24 protein-coding genes are annotated in these 24,242 nt (G+C 42.6%); all 24 read left to right on the forward strand.

The annotated features are described in order from the left end of the window. The 24 genes from xrtB to F463_RS0101100 all read left to right on the forward strand — a co-directional run bounded on the left by xrtB (window position 1) and on the right by F463_RS0101100 (window position 24,199). Complete coding sequence (gene xrtB / locus F463_RS0100990) at window positions 1-864, forward strand: exosortase B (protein WP_018985169.1); 864 nt, start codon at window positions 1-3, stop codon at window positions 862-864. A 4-nt stretch (window positions 865-868) separates the two neighbouring features. Then, window positions 869-1,540 carry an exosortase-associated protein EpsI, B-type gene (gene epsI / locus F463_RS0100995; protein WP_018985170.1) on the forward strand — a complete coding sequence of 224 codons (672 nt, stop codon included), beginning with the start codon at window positions 869-871 and terminating at the stop codon, window positions 1,538-1,540. A gap of 25 nt (window positions 1,541-1,565) precedes the next feature. After that, window positions 1,566-2,849, forward strand: coding sequence for an oligosaccharide flippase family protein (locus F463_RS0101000; protein ID WP_018985171.1), 1,284 nt, complete (start codon window positions 1,566-1,568; stop codon window positions 2,847-2,849). 9 nt (window positions 2,850-2,858) lie between these two features. Further along, window positions 2,859-4,094 (forward strand): Coenzyme F420 hydrogenase/dehydrogenase, beta subunit C-terminal domain, encoded by a 1,236-nt coding sequence (locus F463_RS13950; protein ID WP_033412982.1) that lies wholly within the window; start codon window positions 2,859-2,861, stop codon window positions 4,092-4,094. Continuing rightward, window positions 4,091-5,275 carry a polysaccharide pyruvyl transferase family protein gene (locus F463_RS0101010; RefSeq protein ID WP_018985174.1) on the forward strand — a complete coding sequence of 395 codons (1,185 nt, stop codon included), beginning with the start codon at window positions 4,091-4,093 and terminating at the stop codon, window positions 5,273-5,275. The genes F463_RS13950 and F463_RS0101010 overlap by 4 nt, the downstream gene beginning before the upstream one ends. A 26-nt stretch (window positions 5,276-5,301) precedes the next feature. Next, on the forward strand, window positions 5,302-6,771 hold the full coding sequence (locus F463_RS0101015; RefSeq protein ID WP_169623152.1) for an O-antigen ligase family protein: 1,470 nt from the start codon (window positions 5,302-5,304) through the stop codon (window positions 6,769-6,771). Next, the gene (locus tag F463_RS0101020) at window positions 6,771-7,754 is read left to right on the forward strand and encodes a glycosyltransferase family 2 protein (RefSeq protein ID WP_018985176.1); all 984 of its coding nucleotides are present in this window, start codon (window positions 6,771-6,773) and stop codon (window positions 7,752-7,754) included. The genes F463_RS0101015 and F463_RS0101020 overlap by 1 nt, the downstream gene beginning before the upstream one ends. Window position 7,755: 1 nt before the next feature. Further along, on the forward strand, window positions 7,756-8,895 hold the full coding sequence (locus F463_RS0101025; RefSeq protein ID WP_018985177.1) for a cellulase family glycosylhydrolase: 1,140 nt from the start codon (window positions 7,756-7,758) through the stop codon (window positions 8,893-8,895). Window positions 8,896-8,916: 21 nt separating this feature from the next. Then, window positions 8,917-9,729 (forward strand): WecB/TagA/CpsF family glycosyltransferase, encoded by an 813-nt coding sequence (locus tag F463_RS13955; RefSeq protein WP_018985178.1) that lies wholly within the window; start codon window positions 8,917-8,919, stop codon window positions 9,727-9,729. Continuing rightward, on the forward strand, window positions 9,726-10,862 hold the full coding sequence (locus tag F463_RS14550) for a glycosyltransferase (RefSeq protein WP_018985179.1): 1,137 nt from the start codon (window positions 9,726-9,728) through the stop codon (window positions 10,860-10,862). Before F463_RS13955 ends, F463_RS14550 begins: the two co-directional genes overlap by 4 nt. Continuing rightward, the gene (locus F463_RS0101040) at window positions 10,825-12,030 is read left to right on the forward strand and encodes a glycosyltransferase family 4 protein (protein ID WP_081620769.1); all 1,206 of its coding nucleotides are present in this window, start codon (window positions 10,825-10,827) and stop codon (window positions 12,028-12,030) included. The genes F463_RS14550 and F463_RS0101040 overlap by 38 nt, the downstream gene beginning before the upstream one ends. 95 nt (window positions 12,031-12,125) lie before the next feature. Beyond that, window positions 12,126-13,181 carry a dTDP-glucose 4,6-dehydratase gene (gene rfbB / locus F463_RS0101045; protein WP_018985181.1) on the forward strand — a complete coding sequence of 352 codons (1,056 nt, stop codon included), beginning with the start codon at window positions 12,126-12,128 and terminating at the stop codon, window positions 13,179-13,181. After that, entirely contained in the window at window positions 13,178-14,065 is an 888-nt protein-coding gene (gene rfbD, locus F463_RS0101050; protein WP_018985182.1) for a dTDP-4-dehydrorhamnose reductase, read from the forward strand. Before rfbB ends, rfbD begins: the two co-directional genes overlap by 4 nt. 9 nt (window positions 14,066-14,074) lie before the next feature. Next, window positions 14,075-14,962: a glucose-1-phosphate thymidylyltransferase RfbA gene (gene rfbA, locus F463_RS0101055; protein WP_018985183.1), complete on the forward strand. Its 888-nt coding sequence runs from the start codon at window positions 14,075-14,077 to the stop codon at window positions 14,960-14,962. Then, window positions 14,962-15,510, forward strand: coding sequence for a dTDP-4-dehydrorhamnose 3,5-epimerase (rfbC, locus tag F463_RS0101060; protein WP_018985184.1), 549 nt, complete (start codon window positions 14,962-14,964; stop codon window positions 15,508-15,510). The genes rfbA and rfbC overlap by 1 nt, the downstream gene beginning before the upstream one ends. A 77-nt stretch (window positions 15,511-15,587) precedes the next feature. Further along, a complete protein-coding gene (galE, locus tag F463_RS0101065; RefSeq protein WP_018985185.1) occupies window positions 15,588-16,583 on the forward strand; it encodes a UDP-glucose 4-epimerase GalE in 996 nt (331 codons plus the stop codon). A 63-nt stretch (window positions 16,584-16,646) separates the two neighbouring features. Beyond that, entirely contained in the window at window positions 16,647-18,059 is a 1,413-nt protein-coding gene (locus F463_RS0101070; RefSeq protein ID WP_018985186.1) for a mannose-1-phosphate guanylyltransferase/mannose-6-phosphate isomerase, read from the forward strand. A 9-nt stretch (window positions 18,060-18,068) separates the two neighbouring features. Next, entirely contained in the window at window positions 18,069-19,493 is a 1,425-nt protein-coding gene (locus F463_RS0101075) for a phosphomannomutase (protein WP_033413085.1), read from the forward strand. Window positions 19,494-19,591: 98 nt separating this feature from the next. Next, on the forward strand, window positions 19,592-21,157 hold the full coding sequence (lnt, locus tag F463_RS13965) for an apolipoprotein N-acyltransferase (RefSeq protein WP_169623153.1): 1,566 nt from the start codon (window positions 19,592-19,594) through the stop codon (window positions 21,155-21,157). Between the two features lie 287 nt (window positions 21,158-21,444). Next, the gene (locus F463_RS0101085; protein WP_018985189.1) at window positions 21,445-21,972 is read left to right on the forward strand and encodes an FxDxF family PEP-CTERM protein; all 528 of its coding nucleotides are present in this window, start codon (window positions 21,445-21,447) and stop codon (window positions 21,970-21,972) included. Window positions 21,973-22,014: 42 nt separating this feature from the next. Next, window positions 22,015-22,647, forward strand: coding sequence for an FxDxF family PEP-CTERM protein (locus F463_RS14665; RefSeq protein WP_081620771.1), 633 nt, complete (start codon window positions 22,015-22,017; stop codon window positions 22,645-22,647). A 68-nt stretch (window positions 22,648-22,715) separates the two neighbouring features. Beyond that, on the forward strand, window positions 22,716-23,156 hold the full coding sequence (locus F463_RS14555; RefSeq protein WP_018985190.1) for an FxDxF family PEP-CTERM protein: 441 nt from the start codon (window positions 22,716-22,718) through the stop codon (window positions 23,154-23,156). A gap of 133 nt (window positions 23,157-23,289) precedes the next feature. Then, the gene (locus tag F463_RS0101095; RefSeq protein WP_018985191.1) at window positions 23,290-23,718 is read left to right on the forward strand and encodes a PEP-CTERM sorting domain-containing protein; all 429 of its coding nucleotides are present in this window, start codon (window positions 23,290-23,292) and stop codon (window positions 23,716-23,718) included. Window positions 23,719-23,743: 25 nt separating this feature from the next. Next, complete coding sequence (locus tag F463_RS0101100) at window positions 23,744-24,199, forward strand: PEP-CTERM sorting domain-containing protein (RefSeq protein ID WP_018985192.1); 456 nt, start codon at window positions 23,744-23,746, stop codon at window positions 24,197-24,199. Window positions 24,200-24,242: the final 43 nt, after the last annotated feature.

The following is a 24,242-nucleotide window of genomic DNA, read 5'->3' on the forward strand; positions in this document are numbered from 1 at the left end:
ATGCAAGACAAGCTCTTGATGAAATTACCGTCGATACTCGTAGCCTTCTGGCCAATTATTATCGGCTTTATGTCGGTAATAATCCCAACATACGTTTACCTAACGCAATCAGTTTGGAACAGTTCAGATCAAGCCCACGGGCCATTGGTTCTTGCGGTCGTGCTATATTTATTTTACGACAAACGAAATGCTTTAACGCTACCCAATAAACCGGCAAACATCTCTGGCTGGTTATTATTTGTATTTGCCTTGTTTTGCTACATCATTGGTCGTTCTCAAGATATATTGATTCTTGATATGGGCGGACAAATGCTGCTTATTGCTTCACTTATTTTGCTATTTAAGGGCTGGAAAAGCTTAGTCGTGTTGTGGTTTCCGTTGTTTTTTATGTTGTTCATGGTACCGCTCCCTGCTTTTTTTGTTGATGCAGTAACCATGCCCATGAAGATTGCGGTATCTCAAGTAGCTGAGCACGTATTATATTGGTTCGATTATCCGATTGCACGCACTGGCGTAATTCTGCAAATTGGTCAATACCAGTTACTGGTTGCAGACGCTTGTGCTGGCATGCATACACTTATTTCTCTAGAAGCATTAGGATTGCTATACCTCAATTTAGTAAAGCATGATTCGCTAGCGAGAAATGTTTTGCTAGCACTATTCATTATTCCGATTTCTTTTACTGCAAATACAGTTCGAGTGATTGCAATCACTTTAATAACTTACTACTTCGGTGACGAGGTTGGCCAGGGATTTGTTCATGGCTTTGCAGGAATCGTTTTGTTTATGGTCGCATTGATTTTAATCATTACGCTTGATTCATTAATACAAAGAATTGTTGTTTCGCGGTTATCCCAAGAGTAAGTTAATGAACTTAAAAAAAATGGTTTTGTTAGTGTCCATGGTTGCGGCCGCAGTTGCAGCAATATACTTGGAGCCCACACAAAAAATTGCAGCCGAGAGAAAAAACTTCATATTGGCTAATATTATTCCTTTACAGTTTGGCGAGTGGAAGTTAATTGACAGCTCAGAAGGTGGACGGATTGTTAACCCTGAGCAAAATACGTTGATTAATAAGCTATACAGCCAGACATTATCTCGCACATACGCAAATAGTAAGGGTGAGCAGGTCATGCTCGTCATTGCCTATGGTGAGGATCAAAGTGATGGAACCCAATTACATTATCCCGAGGTTTGTTACCCAGCGCAGGGTTTTCAGATTATCTCAGCAGACAATACTTTGCTAAATACATCATTAGGAAGCATACCGGTAAGAAAGCTGATTGCCACATTCTCCACACGAGTTGAGCCAATTATTTATTGGACAACTATTGGTAATAGAGCTGTTTTTCGTGGCAAAGAAACTCGGTTGCTGAAATTAAGTTATGGTTTACAAGGCAAGATCCCAGATGGGATTTTATTTCGTACCTCATCGATTACGGCTGACACAACACACGGCTTTGAACTCCAAATTTCTTTTATCAATAACCTGCTCTCAGCATTACCAGCAAATAATTTAAACGCAATTGCTGGCTTATAAGTTATAAATTTGTTTTAAGGTTGTGATGTTTAAAAACACCATTTTTATGGGATTAACTACTGCAGCAAAAATGCTGTCTGGTATAGTTGTATTCGTGTTAATGGCACGTTTACTAGGTCCGCATGATTTTGGCTTGATCGCTTACTCCTTCACTCTTGCAACTCTTCTTGTCTTAATTGTAGATTACGGTTTTCCACAGCAAATTTTGCGCGAAATAGGGACTACTCCAGACAAGGCCAGTCAAATTGTCGGAGAAGTTTTGGGTACAAAGATACTGCTTTCATTATTTGTCTTATTAATATCAATCATTTACTTAAGCTTTTTTACTCGAGAGTTTGCTTTTGTTTTCGGGTTTTTACTTTTGTCTTGCTTAGTCGCCTCATTTTGCGAGCTTCTTAATACTGTGTTAAGGGCGGTTGGTCATTATAAAAAAGAGACTAACATTGCAACTATAGGATCACTGATACATTTTTTCTTACTGCTAACTGTCCTTTTCATAACTCAAAACGTATTAATTGTGGCGTTTGCATTCGTTATTTCTAGATGCATTTTTTTGATCGTTTCGTCGAAAGCATATAGCTCTTCTATTGGAGCTATCACACTTAATTTTGAACGTGAGCAAATTTTGAAGACTCTCAAAGTGGGTTTTCCTTATGCTGCTGATGCTGGATTTACCAATTTTTTTCAACAGATTGATACATTAATAGTTAAATACTTTTTAGGTTTTTCTGGAGTTGGCTTATATCAGGCTGCAACAAAATGGTTGCAAGGAGGTATGCAGTTTGCCCCCGTTCTAGCGAATGTTTACTTACCAACCTTAGCCAATAATGCAAGTCGTCAAGAGAGGAACTTTAAATATGTTAAGATGCTTAATATTAAAATGCTAGCTATAGGCTCTTCTGGGTGGTTGTTTTTTACTTTTTTTGGTGCAAATTTATCTGAATTAGTTTACGGTGGACAATTCAAAAAAATTACCAATATTTGGCCGTTTGTAGGCTTTTTGATGTGGGTTAGATATGTTGCAGCTTCCTCTGGAGTAATACTTACAGCATATGGAAAACAAAAGGTTAGAGTCTATACTCAAGTCGTATCGTTAATAGTGTTTTTTTGCATCGTGCCTAGTTTAATAAGGTCATATAACCTTGAAGGTATGTTGATTGCAATTAGTGTCACGTTCATCACAATTTTCTTTATTTATTTATCAAGTTTGGTTAGGTCTCGAATACCAACTGGATTTAATTTAATCACCATCCTTTACTGTATAGTTATCACAGCCTTTGCAATTTTTGAAATGCAGGGATCATTGTAGGCAAATAATATGAATCCAGAATTACATTCTAATAACGCGAATGTCTTGAATATTATAAAAAGTAATGGTTATTGCACGGGCTGTGGCATCTGCGCATCAATCGCAGAACCTGGTCAAATTGAAATGCAAATTAGTTCTTCGGGGTTCTTGCGACCTGTCGAATTTAGCCCTATTTCAAGATTAAGTCAGCAATTAATTCAAGAGGCATGTCCTGGAGTTCATTTAGAGCATTCAAGTGCAAATACAGAAAAATTTCATCCCATTTGGGGGCCTCTAGTAAACACAAGAACAGCGTTTTCATTAGATCAGGATATACGTCGGCAGGGTTCATCCGGCGGGGTTGTGTCTGCATTATGTACATATTTATTAGAGGCTGGGATTGTCGATTTTGTAGCACAGACAGCGGTGAGTCCTACAGATCCTCTAAAAAATATATTGCAGAAAAGTAGGAGTCGTGAGGATGTGCTTAGGGCCGCAGGATCAAGATATGCGCCTTCTGCGCCTTTGGAAAATATTCGTGAAATGCTAGAAACTGGAGAGCGTTTTGCATTTGTCGGCAAGCCCTGTGATGTCGCAGCGTTACGTCATTATCTCGATACTCACCCTGAGTATTATGAACAGGTCAAGCTCTTGATTTCATTTATGTGCGCGGGTGTTCCCAGCATTAAAGGAACTCACGAGGTTCTGGAAAAAATGGGCGCGGATAAAAATAAATTGGCCTCATTCAGGTATCGTGGCGATGGTTGGCCTGGTAAAGCTCGCGCCATTCAGAATGATGGGCAGATTTTTGAAATGGATTACAACTCTTCTTGGGGTGAGATTCTTGGAAGAAGAGTCCAGTTTAGATGTAAGTTGTGTCCAGATGGCACGGGTGAGTTTGCGGATGTTGTATGTGCGGATGCCTGGTACGGTAAGGATGGATATCCAGACTTTACCGAGAGGGAGGGGCGTAGCATGCTTTTGACTCGTACTAAACTAGGTGAGGAGTTGGTTAACAAGGCTTGTGAGGCTAGAGTTATCGACATGGTAGACCTACCGGTGGCAGATATCGCAAAAATGCAGCCTTATCAAGCGTTAAGAAAAAAAGTTGCTTTGGCGAGGTTAGTTGCTGCGGGCTTGGCCAATATGAGGTTTGTTAAGTTTAAAAGAATGGGCTTATTCAGGGCTAGTTTTATGATTAACCCGATTAGCTTGCTGAGAAATGCTGTTGGCACTTACAGACGAACAAAGGTAGAAAAGAGTTGAAAAAATCTAAAATAAAAATTGGTTTACTTTGGCACTCGTTAACTTCTGATAACTTAGGAGTTGGTGCCTTAACCGAGTCGCAAATAGCAATTTGCTCTGCCGCTGCTAAAAGAGCCGATGTAGAAATTAGCTTTACAGTTATTGGTACGTCTGGTGGCCGCGCGCACACGCTTCATGATATAGAAATTACACAAGGCAATCCCGTTTCTATTCGTCGCACTATATTAGGCAATGCCCCATATCTTGATGATATTGAGCAGTGTGATCTGGTGCTGGATATTGGTGAAGGCGATAGCTTCACAGATATTTATGGCCTTTATCGTTTTGCTTTTTTATGGGGTAGTAAAGTAGGCGTTCTGATGAGAAAACGCCCACTTATTTTAAGCCCGCAAACAATAGGCCCATTTAATTCGATAATTACTCGCTTTCTTGCTGCACAAGTAATGAAGCGGTGCGAGAAGGTGTTTACCCGTGATGAATTGTCAACGCGTTATTTGGATGATGCTGAGGTTAGACAGAATCGCGCAGAAGCAATTGATGTAGCATTTAGGCTGCCTTATAAATCACCAGAACCTAATATTGGCGAAACTGTAAATATCGGATTAAATATTTCTGGATTGCTCATGAGTGGAGGCTATACTGGCGCGAATCAGTTTGGACTGACGGTTGACTACAAGAAACTGATAGAGAAACTACTTCAAGAATGGACAGCTGATCAGCGCAATACTATTTGGTTGGTCTCACATGTAACTCCTGAAAACATGGATAATGAAAACGACATGGTATCTATTCTTGAGGTACAAAAGAAATTTCCAAGCTGTAAAGTAGTTCCTAAATTCGAGAGTCCATCTGAAGCTAAGAGCTTTATTGCGGGCATGGATTTCTTTACTGGCGCGCGCATGCATGCTTGTATCGCCGCGATTTCTTCTGGAGTACCTGTCGTACCACTGTCCTATAGTCGAAAGTTCAATGGGTTATTTAATACTCTGGAGTATCCTTGGATCGCAGATGGTAAGGTTGATAACACAGAGGTGGCGGTTGAAAAAATCCTTACTGGCTTTAAAAACCGAACAAATCTTAAAGCAGATGCATTGAAAGCCAAGACTAGTGCGGATTTAAAACTTCAGGCTTATGAAGACTTTTTAGTAGATTATTTTTCAATGTTAGCCAGCAAAAAATAAGTCAACCTATGATAGGTAAGAGAACAGTGAAAAATCTATCTATTTTGCATTTAGTATTTATGCTGTTTGCAGTAATTGGATTGGCATTTGTTGGGTTAATTACTGCATTCTCACCAGTGCTTAGTGTTGCACTGACAGCCATGTCAATCTTGGCCGTGATAGTCGCTTTTGCCTTATTTCACGATGATGTTGGCCCTATGAAGATTAAAAACATCAATATTTTGATACTGATGTTTGTGGGCGTGACTGTTTTCTGGCCAACATTCCTTAATTTACATATTCCTTTATTGCCTACGCTAAATTTGCGACGGCTTTTGGGCATGGGGATGATGGCGTTGATTATTTATTTATTAATGTCACGAAGGAGTGTTAGGCAGAATCTTGTACCCGATCACCTTACTGAGCGTGTTGTTTTAATTATTGCTGTACTGATGATACTTATCCGTATCTACTCTGCTTTTTCTGCACCATTTTTCGGTTCAGCAATAGCCTTTGTTTTTTGGGAGATATGCCTATATTTCAGTATCTTCTTGTTCGCGGTTTTGTGCCTTAAGGTGGAGGAATCACGCAAATTTTTTATAAATGCACTGCTGGTTTCAGCAATTTTCTGTGCTCTGATTGCAATAATTGAGGCATCTATAGGGAAAAACTTTTTTGTAGATTTATTATCACCATTATCCTCAGACAGAGAAGGCTTGAATGCAATGATGCTTTCCAGGTATAGGGAAGGTGTGCTTCGAGCACAAGGCCCTTTTGAGCATCCATTACTTCTTGCCGAGTTTGGTTCTGTTGTGTTTGTGTTTGCATTAGCTCTCTTGCTTTGGCCCGCTCAGTCTCAATCTCGGTGGTTCGTAATCATAGGCATTACTTCTGCTTTGATTTGTGTTGTATTGAGCTACTCCCGTAGTGCATTAATTTGTACAGCTATTGGTTCGGCATGGTTAGTTGCATTATGGTTTTTACGGCCTAAAGTGCGTACAGATGGCTCAAGGGCATTCTTCCGTCTTGTGATTCTTGGTGTTTCAATAACTCTCTTGGCATTGTTATCTTGGGGGGTGGTCCAAGATATTGCTCAAGGGCGATCTCACGCTGAATCAGAGAGTACGGCTTCTCGTTCTATTATGATGAATAAAGGTATAGACCTGATGTCGGAAAAACCAATTCTGGGATTTGGTGTGGGTACAGGAGTTGCCCTTGCTGGCGTTATTAGTCGTGGTATTCCTACATTGGATAATTATTTCATTATGATCGGAGTTGAGTCTGGGCTTCCTTATTTATGTCTTTTCATGCTTTTTTTCATCATCCCTGTTATGAAAAGTGCTTTTCAGGTGCTTAGAGGCGATGCTGAAAGCGCTTTCCTCTCGGCTGCTTCGGCTGCGCTAATTTCTTTATTTGTTATGCGGTCCGTATTGGGGATCACTTATAACATACCAATTGCATTCTTTCTTGTTGGTGCTTTGATTGCGATACAAGTGGGTAGCCGGAAGGTGGATTGATGCAAAAAATTGCAATTGTCATTCTTAATTGGCATGGCGGGGCAGATACCGCGGCCTGTATAGAGAGTTTAGGACGCCTGAAGTACAGTAACTTTAATGTGATCATTGTGGACAATGCATCTACAGATAACTCGATTGAGTTGATCACAAATGCGATTCATCAGCAGTCAAAGTCGGATTCTGCAATTCTTTTTCAAGTAATTGAACCTGACACAATTGGATCTAAGACACAACCATCATGTGTTGACGCTAAATTTAATTTAATTAAAGCTCCAATAAATGGCGGTTTCGCATATGGAAATAATTTTGGTATCAACGCTGCTATGTCAGATGCAAGATTTGGTTATGTGTGGATACTAAATAATGATGTTGTCGTCGATCCTGACGCACTAAATGAGTTAGTTAATAAAGCTGAACAGTCCACTTCGCCAATGGTTGGGTCATTGCTGGTTTATTTTGATGATAGACAAACTATCCAATGTGTTGGAGGGGTTTCTTTTAATATATTTAAAGCTGTAGGAAAGCAGGTTGGTCAAGGCGATACTTGGACAAAAGGCTCGAATTTACCAGAGCCGGACAACTTATCATATATTGCAGGTGCATCCATGCTTGTAAATATGGAGGCCATCAGGCAATTTGGAATAATGGATGAACGTTATTTCTTGTATTATGAAGAAATGGATTGGGCATTGCAGCTTGCAAAGGCTGGAAAAATGGTGGTTGCTACAAAAAGTATTGTATTCCATAAGGAGGGAGCCTCAATCGGCACATCTTCCAGATCTAAACGATCATTACTTTCTTATTATTATCTTGCTAGAAATCTCGTTATTTTTTACCGAAAAAATTATCCCTTGTTACTCATTTTTGCCATTTTGAGAAATCTAAGAGAAGCTTTGCGAGAGATAAATTGTCGCGACTTAAGTATTAGTCATACTATTATAAAAGCGACTTGGCATGGTCTTTTAGGAAAGGTTGGAAAGTAATATGCCAGTCACCCGACGAGAGTTTATTTTAGGAGCTATGGCATCTTTGGTTTTACCAAAAACAGTGTTAGCGGATAGTAAAGTATTTAAGTTGTCTGGAATTGGTGTTAATTGTTTCGACTTGTTTTATGGCACCTTAGTTGATGAAAGAGGTGTGAGATCAGCTAGAGATCGACTTTGGGAGTTGTCTGATGCTGGAATCCCTTTTGTACGATTTGCTGCCTCTCCCTTTTGGCCAAAAGAGTGGAGACTTTATCCTCAAGACCGCTATTATAGATTGTTAGATGAAGTTTTTCTAAACGCTGATAAGTTTGGTATAGGTCTGGTTCCTTCTCTTTTCTGGAGCCCAACATCAGTTTCAGATTTGTTCGGCGAATCGATTACTTCTTGGGGGTTTTCTGCGTCAAAAACATCTAAATTTGCAAAGCGATACGTTCAAGACATTATTGGCCGATATGGAAAGTACAATAGCGTTCTACATTGGGAGTTTGGCAATGAGTTTAACCTTAATCTTGATTACTTCAATAGAGACTTCCCTTGGCCAAAAGTTAATGTTGAAATGGGGACTCCTGCAAGACGTAGTCCAACGGATGTATTAACTACAGATGATTACGCGCTATTAATGAGTAACTTTGCTTCTTGGGTACAGGAGATTAAACCAGGCGCTCTTATATCCTCAGGATCAGATATCCCTCGGTTTGATGCCTACAATCTCCAACAGGGAAAGAGTTCGGCTGATACCGTTGAGCAGTTCAGGCAAGCCGTCTGTAATGCTAATCCAGTTAAAAACTCGATAGCATCAATTCATTTTTATCCCGATAAAATTAGAAAGTATTCAAAGTGGGAGGCAACAGCATCTAAACTATTGATTGAGGCGAAAATTGCTGCTGCAAGTAATTCTCAAAGTTTGTTTGTCGGTGAGTTTGGTGTAAGGACTCAAGGCAACACTAAAGAGGAGTATAGAACTTTTGAAATGATGCTGAACGCAATTGATATCGCAGGTATTGAAAGTGCCGCATTATGGGTTTATGACTTCGGTAAGTGGCAACCTGACTGGAGCGTAACCCTCTCAAACGCCAGAGCATGGCAATTTAAACAGGTACTTGCATTCAATGCTAGACGAGCAAAAGTAGCTTTTTAAGCAAGCAAATAACACTACGATATGGAATTGATTATTGTGGAACAACAAAAACAAGTAGTTAAGTCTTTTTTTCCAAGAGTTATTGTTGGTGGCATAGAAGTTGATGTTTGTTCAGAGATTGAACTCACAAAATTGATATGTGATCAGGCTATTATTGACAGAAGTGGCGACAAGCATTGCCGCTTAGTGTTTGATGCAAATGGTCATGGCATCGCGCTTGCAGCCTTTGATCAGTCATATCGAGAAGCTTTGCAGCAAGCAGAAATTATTCATGCTGATGGGCAGGCATTAATTTGGGCCTCCCAAATTTTTTGCGACCAAAAAATTACTGAAAGAAGTGCTACTACCGACTTGATTCATTCCGTCGGCAGAGGTGCGAGTGATAGTGAAATTAAGATTTTTTTTCTTGGTGCGAAGCCCGCAGTAATTTCTAGCGCAGCTGATAGATTTCGTTCTTTGTATCCGAAAGCTAAATTGGTTGGATTCCGTGATGGTTATTTTACAGGAGATCAAGTTTCCGAAGTTATCTCTCAGATTAACGCCACGCAAGCTGATATTTTATTTATTGGTCTAGGAAAACCTCGTGAGCAGTTGTTTTCTCAACAAATCAAGAATCAGCTTCAGGTCTCTTGGGTTATCACAGCCGGCGGTTGTTTCGATTTTTTAGCCGGAAATGCTCCAAGAGCACCTGGATGGATGCAGAGCTTGGGACTTGAATGGTTGTACAGGTTATTGCAAGATCCCAAAAGATTATTTTGGCGCTACCTATGGACTAATACTGTAGCAATTTTTCTATTAATATTTAAGTCAGGGAATAAGGTTAATAATAAATGACTTTTCATAATCAGGCTAACTTCTCTAGTTATCGCCAGGTTGTATTTGTGCTATCACATGATGAACCTGGCGGTGCTAGAAATTTATGGGAGCAAATAGCAGGGGCTATAAAAAAACGGGGACATATAGTTTCGTTAAGGACCATTTACAGGAAAGATGAGGAAGAAAAAAGTCAATGGTTCCCTACGATTAATGGCACATTTCGTATTTACGACATTTTTAAAGCTATATTCTTAATGTGTCGACATTTGAGAGGGAACAGAGACTATTTGACTCTCTCTGCGCAGCCATTAGCAAATATTATAGGCTCCATAGCTGGGTTTTTTTCCGGCGCCAAGCTTCGAATTATTTCTCATCACACTCCAGTTCAGACTTATGGAAAATTACAACAGTTATTAGATTTTTGTGTTGGTTGTACTCCAATCGTCACGAATATCATATGCGTTTCAGAGGGCGTAAGTCAGTCGTTCAATAATTATCCATTATTGTATAAACGCAAAATTATCGTTATTCGAAACGCATTATCACCAGATGTCGCCGAGCTCATTCAATCTATCTTAGCTAATAAAGAAACGTCTTCTAATCACGAAAAATTACATATTGTTGCAGCAGGTCGTCTTGCTGAACAAAAGAACTATCCACAATTGATTGATGCTATGAAGCATGTTAATGGTGCATATCTCTCAATTTTAGGTGATGGCCCGGAGCGTGAAAAACTTCAAGCGCAAATAGTGAAATTAGGACTCCAAGATGTTGTCCACCTAAAAGGGCATATGTCTCACAAAGACACCTTAACTTTTATGGCTAATTGTGACGTATTTACTCAGCCTAGTTTATTTGAGGGACACAGTGTCGCATTACTGGAAGCCGCTGCTCTTGGTTTGCCTATGGTTGTGAGTGATGTACCAACCCAGGTAGAAGCTGTACGATTGGATACTGGTGAGTTTTGTGCGGCATTAGTTCCGATTGGTGATTCGAGTTCCCTGGCAAAAGTTTTAAATCAACTGGTAAATGATAAGATATTCTTCGAGAACTTAAAGAAAAGTTCAGCATTGATAACTGCCAATTCTGGATTTGATCGTTTAGTGGCCGATTATGAAAAGCTCTTTTCTTCGAATGCGACAGGTTACTGATGTTATGAAGTCAATTTGTTTTTATTCTACCTCTTGGCGAGGTGGTGATGGTTGGTACACACATGGCTTTGCAGAAGGCTTAGCTAATGCAATGAGATCGAAAGGTTACTCATTAATCTTTCTCGCATCGCCCATGCAACCTCAAGAGCGAGAAGCTAAATCTGAGAATTTAATCCGCTATAACTTTAGACCCGGCCATAGCAGTGAATGGTCACGCATTCATAAGGTATTTCACATGGTTATGCGGATTGTGGAAGCTACTTACAATTTAATCAAGATTAGATTTGAAACTTCAGTTTTTGTTGTTACATTCCCACATTGGTTGTCTGTAACAATGTTCCAATTTATGGTTTTAAAGCTAACGGGTGCAAAGATTATTTATATTGTGCATGATCCACTGCCTCATGCTTGGAGCCTACCTAAGTTATTTAGAAACTTTGAGATGGCTTGTATAGCCTCGACTTATTACTTAGCTGACCAATTGGTGACCCTTACAAAGTCGGGTAATACAGTCCTTAAGGAGCAGTTTGGAGTAAAGAATAATAGGCTTTCTGTAGTACCGCATGGTGTATTTGATAGTGGAAAAGCTGAACCACTTAAAAATAATCGGAAATTTTTAATCTTTGGAATGCTTAGAAGTAATAAATGTATATTGGAGTCTATAAAAGCTTTCAAAAATCTCTTGATAACTGTTCCTGATGCAAAGCTGGTTGTGGCAGGAGCACCTTATTCAGCTGAGCCTGAATATTGGGCTGAATGTGAAAAAGCCTTGAGCGACCTAGGAAGTAGTGTCACAACTGAAATTGGTTTTGTTGAGGAGTCTCGGTTAGAGACGCTTTTTGCAGAGTGTGATGCTGTATTGTTACCTTATAAGAATTTTAATTCCCAATCTGGAGTTGCAGTATTAGCAGCCCTTTCTATGAGGCCTGTGATTGGTACTTCAATGGGCGGGATAGCTGAACTATTTGAAACTGGTATGTGCGGTATACCTTTAATTGATCCACCTGATGAAACTAGTATAGTAAATGCAATGTTAGATTTCTGTAGTCAACCCGTGTCAGAGTGGAAAAATAAAACTATTGAATCAAGACAAAAGCTTCTAAATAGTCTTTCTTGGCAAGCTATAGGTGACGCGTTTTGTAAAATTATTTTCACAAATTCTGATTAAAAACATAATAAAGCGATCTCAGAGTAATTATTATTTTTAGATATTCTCAGTTTAGCTTTTGCTTACTCTCTTCACTTATTTAGGTACTATTTTTTATGATCTTAGTCACTGGCGGTGCCGGCTTTATCGGCAGTAATTTTGTATTGGACTGGTTGGATAAGTTGGATGAACCAGTGATCAATCTTGATAAGCTCACTTATGCGGGTAACTTGGATAACTTGAAAACCGTTGCTGATAACAAAAAACATATTTTTGTTAAGGGGGATATTGGTGATTTTGAGTTGGTAAGCAAGCTGCTGGCTGAGCATAAGCCTCGTGCAGTATTGAATTTTGCAGCTGAATCACATGTTGACCGCTCGATTCATGGACCTGAAGACTTTATCCAGACCAATGTGGTTGGCACGTTTCACTTGCTGGAAGCGGTGCGCGCTTATTGGAGAGGGTTGGACGATGAAGAAAAAGCAGCTTTTAAATTTTTACATGTGTCTACTGACGAGGTATATGGCACTTTAGAGAAAAATGATCCGCCGTTTAACGAGCGCAATCGCTATGAGCCCAACAGCCCATACTCTGCCTCTAAAGCAGCGTCTGATCATTTAGTGCGTGCCTATCACCACACTTATGGTTTGCCGGTGTTGACCACAAATTGTTCAAATAACTATGGCCCGTACCACTTTCCCGAAAAGCTGATTCCATTGGTGATTCATAACGCGCTCAATGGTAAACCATTGCCGATTTATGGGGATGGTCAACAGATTCGTGACTGGCTGTTTGTGAAAGACCACTGTACCGCGATCCGCCGTGTATTATCCGCTGGCCGATTGGGGGAAACCTACAATGTAGGTGGCTGGAATGAAAAGCCGAACCTGGAAGTGGTGCATACCATTTGCGATATTCTGGATGAGTTGCAACCACGTGCAGATGGTCAATCTTATAAGTCGCAAATTACCTTTGTCAAAGATCGCCCTGGTCATGACAGACGGTATGCCATTGATGCCACCAAACTTGAAAAAGAGTTAGGCTGGAAGCCCGCTGAGACTTTTGAAACCGGCATACGCAAAACGGTGCAATGGTATCTGGATAACCAGGCCTGGGTAGAGAATATTACCAGTGGCCAATATCTGAAGTGGGTAGAGAAGCAATATCAATGAAACTTCTGCTGACAGGATGTAATGGCCAATTGGGGTTTGAATTGCAGCGTAGCTTGGCCCCGTTGGCTGAGGTGGTTGCCATAGGCTCAGCGGATTGCGATTTGTCTGATGAAGCGGCATTAAGGTCACTTATCCAGAAGGTAAAACCGGACGGGATCATTAATCCGGCAGCTTATACGGCCGTTGACAAGGCTGAGACGGATACAGAACAAGCACGCAAGGTAAATGCGGATGCGCCACGTATCATAGGCGACGAAGCCAGTAAGTTAGGTGCTTTCGTCATTCACTTCTCCACAGACTATGTGTTTGAAGGGATAGGCGAGCAGTTTTATAAAGAGAGTGATGCGACTAACCCTCAAAACATATATGGCCTGACCAAAAGAGATGGTGAGTGCGCGTTACAACAAAGTTGTCCGCAAAGCTTGATTATGCGCACAAGCTGGGTCGTCGGAGCGCATGGGGGCAATTTTGCCAAAACCATGTTGCGCCTGGCTGCTGAGCGCGACAGTTTAAGTGTGGTTGCCGACCAGTATGGGGCGCCGACTTCAGCAGCCTTGCTGGCGGATGTGACCGCGCAGTTGGTCGGACGTATCAGGCAGCAGGGGCTGCAGGGCTTTCCATTCGGTTTATACCATGTGGTTGCTTCTGGGGTGACCAATTGGCATGCCTATGCCCAGTTTGTGATTGCTGAGGCAATCAAGGCGGGCAAGGCAATCAAGGTGCAGCCGGAAACCATCAAGCCGATTGCGACCAGTGATTATCCGGTGCCTGCCAAGCGGCCAGCTAACTCCCGGTTGGATACAAGCTTGTTCCAGAAAACGTTCAACCTGCTATTGCCGCATTGGGAACACGGTGTTTCCCATGTGCTAAAACAAATTTTATAAGGATGCATGATGGCTAAACATAGAAAAGGCATAATTCTGGCAGGGGGGTCTGGCACCCGTTTATACCCTGCCACGCAGGCTGTTTCAAAACAATTGATCCCGGTGTATGACAAACCAATGGTGTATTACCCTTTGTCAACGCTGATGCTATCGGGCATAAAAGATATTTTGCTGATTTCAACGCCACAAGATACTCCAAGATTTGAGCAATTGCTCGGTGATGGATCGCAATGGGGCATGAATATTCAATATGCGGTACAGCCTTCGCCAGATGGCCTGGCCCAGGCTTTTATTATTGGCAAAGATTTTATCAATGGTCATCCGAGTGCCTTAGTGTTGGGCGATAATATTTTTTATGGACATGAATTAGCCTCCGGCCTACAAGCAGCAAATATGCAAACTGAAGGCGCAACGGTGTTTGCTTATCCAGTGCATGATCCTGAGCGTTATGGTGTGGTGGAGTTTGACGCTGAAGGTAAGGCGATTAGTTTGGAAGAAAAACCTACCAAGCCTAAATCACGCTATGCAGTGACAGGTTTGTATTTTTATGATAACCAAGTGTGTGATATTGCCGCCAATATGAAGCCCTCACCTAGAGGCGAGTTAGAAATTACCGATGTGAACAAACAATATTTGTCACAAAATCAACTCAATGTGAAGGTGATGGGGCGTGGCCATGCGTGGCTGGATACGGGCACGCATGAATCTTTACTTGAGGCCTCATTGTTTATTCAAACCATTGAAAATCGTCAAGGACTCAAGGTTGCCTGCCCTGAAGAAATCGCCTACCGCATGGGCTACATTTCTGCTGAGGCGCTGCTTAAACAAGCCGAGCTCTATAAGAAAAATGGCTATGGGCAGTATTTAATGCAAATTGTAAATGAGAGGGTGTTTTAATGCAGGCGATTAAAACAGCTATTGCTGATGTGGTGGTATTTGAACCTAAAGTATTTGGGGATGCCCGTGGCTTTTTTTATGAAAGCTTTAACGAGAATGTGTTTGCAGAAGCCACCGGGTTGCGCCCCAGGTTTGTGCAAGATAATCACTCAAAGTCTTCTAAACACGTACTGCGTGGTCTTCATTATCAAATTCAACAGCCGCAAGGCAAGCTGGTTCGGGTCACTCAGGGTGAAGTCTTTGATGTGGCTGTAGACCTGCGTTCTAACTCGCCCACCTTTGGACAATGGGTAGGTGAAATACTTAGCGCAGAAAATAAGCGAATGCTGTGGGTGCCTGAAGGTTTTGCGCATGGTTTTGTGGTGCTTTCTGATACGGCTGAATTCTTGTACAAGACCACGGACTTTTATGCGCCGCAACATGAGCGTTGCGTTATCTGGAATGATCCTGATTTGAAAATTGATTGGCCCATTGGAGAGTCACCCTCATTATCTGCAAAAGATGCTCAAGGCTTAAGTTTTCTGGAAGCGGAAAAGTATATGAGCTAGACATTTAATAATGTCCCACTAAAGTTAATTGGTATTGATCGTATATTAACTAATCTTAATAATTGATGGATGTAAAAATGAAAGTATTAGTAGTGGGCGGAGCAGGATATATTGGCTCTCATATGGTGAAAATGCTCCTTAACGCCAATCATCAAGTGATTACGTTAGATAATCTATCAAGCGGTCATCGTGATGCGGTGATAGGAGGCGTGTTTGTTGAAGGTGATTTGGCGGATAACGATTGTTTATATCGCGTATTTGAGGAACATAAACCCGATGCTGTGATGCACTTTGCCTCTTTCATACAAGTTGGTGAGTCCGTTCGCAAGCCAGACATATATTATCGAAACAATGTCACAAACACCTTAAATTTGCTGGATATCATGCTCAAGTTTAATGTGAAAAAATTCATTTTCTCATCTACGGCGGCGGTATTTGGCGAGCCTGACTATGTGCCGATTGATGAAGCACACCCTAACCGACCTTTAAACCCTTATGGCCGCTCAAAACTGATGATAGAGCATGTATTGGCCGATTACGCCAAAGCGTTTGATTTGAGGTCGGTTTGCTTGCGCTATTTTAACGCGGCAGGTGCAGACCCTGAAGGGCAATTAGGTGAGCGTCATGATCCAGAAACCCATCTGATCCCGCTCATATTGCAGGCAGCTTCTGGTCGGCGTGAAAATATTCAGGTGTTTGGACGAGATTATGATACGCCGGATGGTACTTGTATTCGGGACTACATCCATATTGTAGATTTATGCTCTGCACATCTTGCCGCCTTGGACTACTTGGTCAATGGCGGTGAAAGTGATCGCTTTAATCTGGGTAACGGGTCTGGATTTTCGGTGCAAGAGGTACTAGACGCAGTGCAAAAAGTTTCTGGCAAGCAGGTTAAGGTCATTGATGGTCCGCGTAGAGATGGGGACCCGGCAAGGCTGGTGGCTGATGCCAAACGTGCGAGAAGTGTGTTGAACTGGAAACCTGTATTTACCGACTTGGAAACGATTGTTAAACATGCTTGGCAGTGGGAGATAAAGTGTTTGGATCGCGCCTCAAAAGTATCGGCTTGAATTGATCATCGCAAATGATGCGTGTGCCTTTAGTCTTTTTTATTTAATTTTTGGATGTCTTTAATGAAAATTGTCCCCGTCATTTTGTCCGGTGGTTCTGGTACGCGATTATGGCCGTTGTCACGCGCGGTTTTGCCTAAACAGTTATTGCCTTTGGTGACCGAAAATACGATGTTACAGGAGACATTGATCCGGCTTTCTAGCTGGGCGGATGTCGGTCATCCTATCGTCGTCTGTGGTAACGATCATCGCTTTTTGGTGGCGGAGCAATTACGGCAAGTGAATTTGACACCTGAGGCGATTGTGCTGGAGCCGGTGGCGCGAAATACGGCACCTGCGATTGCTGCTGCGGCTGTGACTTTAAAAGACAAAGATGTCTTGATGCTGGTGTTGCCTGCGGATCATGTGATTACTGACGTCACTGCTTTTGAGGCTGCTGTGCGTCGTGCCTGCGTTGCAGCAGAGCAGGGGAAACTGGTCACATTTGGTATAGAGCCTACACAGCCGGAAACCGGTTATGGTTATATCCAATCAGGTGCAGAATTGGAAGCATGTGATGGTTGCTTTGAAGTGGCACGTTTTGTTGAGAAGCCTGATGCTGCGACTGCACAGCAATATTTGGATGCCGGAAACTTTTATTGGAACAGCGGCATGTTTTTGTTTAAACCGGCTGTGTTCCTGGCTGAGTTGCAGCAATACGCGCCAGCCATGGTCAGTGCGGTAAGCAATGCCGTTGCGCAAAGTTATAAAGACCTGGATTTTGTGCGCTTGCATGAGGCCTCGTTTGCTGAGTCTCCTTCTGATTCAATTGACTATGCCGTCATGGAAAAAACCAAACTGGCGGCCGTGGTACCTGCCAGCATGGGGTGGAATGATGTTGGCTCATGGACTGCCTTAAAAGAAGTGCAGCCCAATGATGCGGATGGGAATGCTACACGCGGGGATGTGTTTCTTAAAAATGTGAAAAATACCTTGGTACGGGCGGAAGAGCGCTTTGTGGCTGCCGTTGGCGTAGAGGATTTGCTGATTGTTGAAACCAGTGATGCGATCCTGGTTGCGCACCGTGATTGTGCGCAGGATGTCAAGAATATTGTTGATCATTTGAAGGCAAGCGGACGTTCTGAACATAAGATGCATCCCCGTGTTTATCGCCCTTGGGGTTGGTACGAGGGAATCGATATCGGCGAGCGTTTCCAGGTCAAGCGTATTATGGTGAAACCAGGTGAAAGATTGTCACTGCAAATGCATCATCATCGGGCTGAGCACTGGGTGGTTGTCAGTGGGTCTGCCATGATCACTATTGATGATGTCACCAAGCTCTATACTGAAAACGAATCTACTTATATACCGATTGGCTCAACGCACCGACTAGAGAATCCAGGTAAATTGCCTTTGCATTTAATCGAGGTGCAATCCGGTAGTTATCTTGGAGAAGATGACATCGTGCGTTTTGAAGATACCTACGGCCGTAGTTAGGTGTTTGGTATGCAAACATTACAAGCGGTGATGCAACAGAGCGGGGTGGCGTTTGGCACCAGTGGCGCACGCGGTTTGGTCTCTGCGTTGACCAATGAGGTCTGTGCTGCATATACCCAAGCCTTTGTACGCACCATGCGTGCAAGTTTTGATTTTGACGAGGTGGCGATTGCAGTGGATTTGCGTCCAAGCAGTTTACGCATTGCGCAGGCTTGTGCGAGCATGCTACACAAACTGGGTGTAACCCCCGTGTTTTGTGGTGCAATTCCTACGCCTGCGTTGGCATTATATGCCCAGGCACGCCAAATCCCTGGCATCATGGTGACTGGCAGCCATATCCCGTTTGATCGTAATGGTTTGAAGTTTTATCGCCCTGATGGCGAAATCAGTAAACAGGATGAAGCAGCCATGCTGATCTCTGCGGTTGATGCTGGCAGTGTAGATGAGACACCGTTACCACCGATCAACGAGGCGGCGTATGAGGGCTATGTGCAACGCTATGTCACGATGGCGGGTGCGCAGGCCTTGGCTGGACTCAAATTAGCCATTTATCAGCATTCCAGCGTCGGTCGCGATTTGATGCATGCATTACTGACCGCACTGGGCGCTGAGGTTGTTTGCTTGGAGAGATCTGACTCTTTTGTACCCATTGATACCGAAGCAGTGTCGGCTGATGATGTGACCAGAGGCAAAGCATGGGCTGAGCAATATCAGGTGGATGCGATTATCTCTACCGATGGCGATGGTGACCGTCCACTGATCAGCGATGAGCGTGGTCAATGGTTACGCGGCGACATTGTTGGCTTGCTGACAGCCCGCGCACTCAATATTACGCACCTGGCGGTGCCTGTCAGCTGTAATACTGCGATCGAAAAAAGTGGTTTTTTTACGCAGGTCACCCGCACCAGAATCGGCTCTCCATATGTAATTGCCGGCATGGAGAGACTGGCGTCTGAAGGTGCGACCAGCGTGGCTGGTTTTGAGGCAAATGGCGGTTTTCTGTTGGCCACTCAGCCTCCTGGATTGTCAGGCCTCGCGCCATTGCCAACCAGGGATGCGGTGCTGCCTGTGGTGGTCTTGCTTTCCCAGGTTAAACAGTTAGGCCAGCCTTTGTCTCAACAGGTGACGGCCTTGCCCCAACGTTATACGGCCAGTGATCGTTTGCAGAATTTTGCCACCAGTAAAAGTCAGGCATTGCTGGCTGAATGGTCTGCCAACCAGGCTGCTCTGGCTGAGGCCTTAAATCTGAGTGCACCAGTCAACAGCATTGATAATACAGATGGATTAAGAATAACGTTGGCGTCAGGACAAATTGTTCATTTGCGGCCCTCTGGAAATGCGCCTGAATTCAGGTGTTATGTTGAGGATGAGACCCCGGAGTCAGCCATGAAGCTACTTGAAGTGACGCTGAAACAACTCTCTAAGTTTGCTTGAGTTGTGATTGATGAGAATGTTAGCTAACCATTGCAAGCATCGACTTGTCATCTTGGGCTGTACATAAAAATTAGTATCAATGGCGCATGATATGTGGAATGTTCAACTCTAAATTGATCTCGCAAAGACTTCTGATTCTCAATGCCTTTAATAAATATTGGCATAGACCTAGCATATTATTAGTCACCGCTGCTTTGCTAGGCGCAATGACCGTTTTTGGGTTTGCGCCTTTTTATTTTTATTGTCTCCCTCTCATCACTCTATTTGTTTTATGTTGGCTGCTTTGTCGCAGTCAAACGCCTTTTCATGCGTTTTGCTTAGGTCTCTGTTTTGGCCTGGGGATGTATGTGGCTGGCTTGTCATGGATGGTGACGACCCTGCATGAATTTGGTGAAATGCCATTATGGCTGGCTTATTTGTCTACGGCGATATTGTGCTTATACCTGGCCAGTTTTACTGCTCTGGCGACGTGGATGGCCGCATATGTCCGAGCCTTATGGTGCTTGCCTTTTGCCTGGGGCCTGGCGGATTGGCTAAGAGGCTACATAGGCGGTGGTTTCCCCTGGTTGACCATGGGCTACACCCAGGTACCCGGAGGTTTGTTCAGCAGCTACTTGCCCGTGACTGGAGTATACGGTCTAAGTATTATCCTGGTGGGGATAGTGGTCACTTTATTGTATGCGTTGCGTGGCACGAGTAGAAGGCGGTGGGTAGGGGCTTTGTCGATATCAGTGATTGTTGCCCTTGGGATGGGTCTGCAGCATGTCGGCTGGACGACAAAGGGTGATCCTATTCGGCTGTCTTTGCTGCAAGGGAATATCAGCCAGCAGACCAAGTGGTCTGTTGATCAAAGTAAGCAAATCGTTTTGAGTTATCTGGATTTAATGCAGCAGGCTGATGCAGAGGTGATGGTATTGCCAGAAACAGCGTTTCCTATTTACCTCTCCCAAGCCATGGGCAAAACAAAAGACAAGTTAATGGCGTTGGCATTTGAAAAACATGCTGACATTCTTGTTGGGATGCTTGATTGGCAAGGTGCTGGCGAAACGCGGCAAAAATTTAACGCCGTTGTGAATTATGGCGTCTCAGGATTACAGGTTCAGCATAAAACGCATCTGGTGCCATTCGGGGAGTTTGTACCGCTACCATTTCTATTTTCGCCCATCTACCAGCATTGGTTTCATATGCCTCATAATGATTTTTCGGTAGGCCAAGCAAAACAATTATTTTTGCTTGGAGCTAACAATGTCGCTGTGTCAATTTGCTATGACGACCTTTTTGGGGCTGACCTGGCAGAATATGCTCGAGAAGCAAGCTATATTGTCAGCGTAAGTAATGGCGCCTGGTTCGGAAATAGCGTTGGGCTTGAGCAATATCTGCAGTTCAGCCAGGCTCGTGCAATAGAGAGCCAAAAAATGATTGCAAGAGCGAGTAATAACGGCATCACGGCTTTTATTGATAAAAACGGAGAAGTTCTCGTTCGTGCAGCAAAAAACAAGGCTTTGACGCTTAACTATACTGTCGATAGCTATCAAGGCGCCACTTTTTACAGCCGCTGCAAAGACGCTATTTTTTACATTCTTGAATTGATCGGCCTGATCTGCATTGCCTCCAGACTAATATCTGTCAAAAAAAATTCACAAATCAATGGAAGTTGTGTGTAAAATGGTGTATGTAAAGGTGCACGTTAATGGTGCGTCAACGCGGGTTGGCTGGTTTATTTGGAGCATAACTGGCTGATAATCCCACTTTTTAATCTGACTACAAAAATAAGTTGTTGATTATAAAAGCATTAATATTTTTGTAATATTGGTATATTTCTTGCTGTGATAATTAATAACGATTAACGAAACGCCCGCACTATTTGGCTTTAATTAAAATTAGCCCGAATGGGTAGTTTTGCAAATAAAAGAATTTGATTATTGTATTAATAAAATTGAGGAGAATTAAGATGAGTATAGTGAAAGGATTAGCAATTGCGGCTTTAGCCTCCTTTGCTGTAAATGCAGGTGCGACCACTGTAACACTTGGCGCAGGTTCGTCTACGTTGCCTATGGTAGTTGCGGCGGGTGGTATTCTGGGCCCCACTGTCAGTTTTAATGACATTTTTAATTTCACGCTCGCTGGCCCCGGCAAAATAAGCTACCAAGTCACTGAGAAAGAAGTCGTGTTTGGTTATCCTGACCCATCAAGTTCTCTCGGGTTTTCAGTGGCTCAAATTTATGACATTTCTGATACATCCTTTACCTATGGCTTGTACAATGCTTCCAATGCATTGGTGACCGATTTGAATAATCTGACATCTGGTGCTTACTACATTAAAGTATCCGGCACAACAACAGGTCTTTTTGGTGGGCAGTACACATTAAAAACCACTATTACGGCCTTGCCAGTGCCTGAGCCAGAAACAAATCTGATGATGTTGTTGGGCTTGGCTGCCATCGGCACACTCACATACCGCAAGAAAAATTCACTGTAATTTTTTTACGCTGATTTTTATTGTGACTATGGGAGAACTAAAATGAAATTAATAAATGCTTTGGTACTGGCCGGTCTGTTATCTGTAACTGGTGTCGCTCACGCAGGGACACCTTCTTCAAGCACCCCAACGACAACAACCTCAAACATTTCGCAAGATCTGTTTGATGATGGCAGTTTTAGTGTCAGCAAGTCTTATGCTGGAGACAAGACTTTCACTGACAATTACACATTTAATTTAAATGCACAGCTCTTGCAGGAGTTTAACTCCTTGTCAACGACTTTAAATTACACGAATTCCAAATCTGTTGGTTGTGCGCTGTTGATTTTTTGCGGTGTGTCAAACTCCGGTTTCAGTAATTTGAATGTCACTTTAACAAGCCCTTCAGGAAGTAGCACAAGTGGTACTACAACCACCGGCCCAACAAATACAAGCGTATTTGTGATCCCAATTTTGGTATGGAGTGCAACTACTTCTACACAAAATACAGTTTCTACTGACTGGATCAGTTTATTAGCTACAGGTACTTACACACTTTCCGTTTCTGGTACAACCCTCAAAAACGGCGGAGGATATAGTCTAGGCGTCACCGCTGTACCTGAACCTCAGACTGCAGCTCTGGCAGCTTTAGGTTTAGGACTGATTGGGATGATTGCACGTAGGAGAAGAGTGTAAATTGCCTCACTATGATTTATTTAATTTAGTGTTTTAAATAATAGTACGTTTATTTATTAGGAGATCTTATGAAGCTTGCAAAAAAAATGACATTATTGTCAGCATTGTTAATGTCTTCAGTATTTGCAGTAAGTGCGAATGCTGCGACATTTACCGTATCCTCAACTGAGTATCTGTTTAATCCAGGCATGTTTTTTGAACAATTGAATTTCTCTATTTCTGAGGCTTCAGTTGTAAGCTACAGTTTTAGTGGTTTAACAGGTAGTTATTCATTGTTTGTTCCTGCACTGACAGATAAAGCTGTGCCTGCAAACACATTTGCAAGCGGTACATTGTTAAGTGCTGGTAATTATTCATTCAATATTTTTGGTAACCTGACCTCTGCATCTGGTCAATTTACTTATACATTGTCAGCAGTTACTGCTGCTGTTCCTGAACCACAGACGACAGCTATGATGGCTTTGGGATTAGGTTTGATGGGTTTGATCTCACGTCGTAAGAAACAGTAATCTTTCCTGCTTTTCAAAAGGCCATGTCTTCACATGGCCTTTTTTATTGGCATTAGCCCATCTGGGTCATATTAGTTAGTCTTAATTTAAAGCATCATACTCCCAAGTGTTTAATTTATTTGGGAGAAGGATTGTGAAAAAAATTGTATACAGCATCATTGCAGCAAGTGCTCTCATGTTTGCAGGTTCCGCTTCTGCAGCTTCAACAACAACTTATATTTCAGAGACTGGGACGCAAACATTCTCTATTAACGTCGCTGACACGTTGTTTAATGCCTCTTTTGATGGTTTAGGAGTGACAGCGGTGAGTTTGTCTGGCCCGACCAACTATTCTTTTACGCAGAATTTCATTACCGATATCTGGGAATTTAGCGCCACAAACTTCATGCCTGGTTTATATAACCTGAATATCACTGCAGTAGGAGCGTGGACTGGTCAATACACAACAACACTGGGTACATTTATTCCTGCAACGCCTGTCCCGGAACCAGAGACCAACATGATGATGTTGTTTGGTTTGTTAGCGGTTGCAGCTGCCTTTGGCAAATCTAAATCAGCCTAATTATTCTCATATCGGAGTGATCATCATGTATCAATTCATTAAAAAAAGCGTTATCGGTTTAGCATTGCTTGGGATGTCTTCAGGTGTTTTCGCCGCTACGTATTCATTCAATCAGGCTAAAGGCTTTGCAATTCCTGTTGTGAGCGAAACAGGTAACTTTGTCCTCAGTGGGTATGCTTTTTCAGCAACAGCGACTGTTCTGGATATTCAAAATGCAGCTGGTGATGTAGTGTTGAGCCTGAACAAGGATACGAATACCAATCAGTTTGCGCTGGGCTTTACCTCATTTATTGCGGGTAACTATTCTCTGATTTTTAATACTTCGGTGCTGGATGCCAAAGGTTCATTTACTTCTGCCTTAGGGTCTATTAGTGGTCAAACAGCCATAGGCGCTTCGCCAGTTCCAGAAGCTGAAAGTAGCGCACTGATGTTAATGGGATTGGGTATACTCGGATTGATTGTCCGCAGGAAATCTGCTTGATCTATAATGATCAATGACAAAAAAGCCAGCGCTATATAACCGC

It is taken from the genome of Methylophilus methylotrophus DSM 46235 = ATCC 53528 (assembly GCF_000378225.1).
In the GTDB taxonomy this organism is placed as follows: domain Bacteria; phylum Pseudomonadota; class Gammaproteobacteria; order Burkholderiales; family Methylophilaceae; genus Methylophilus; species Methylophilus methylotrophus.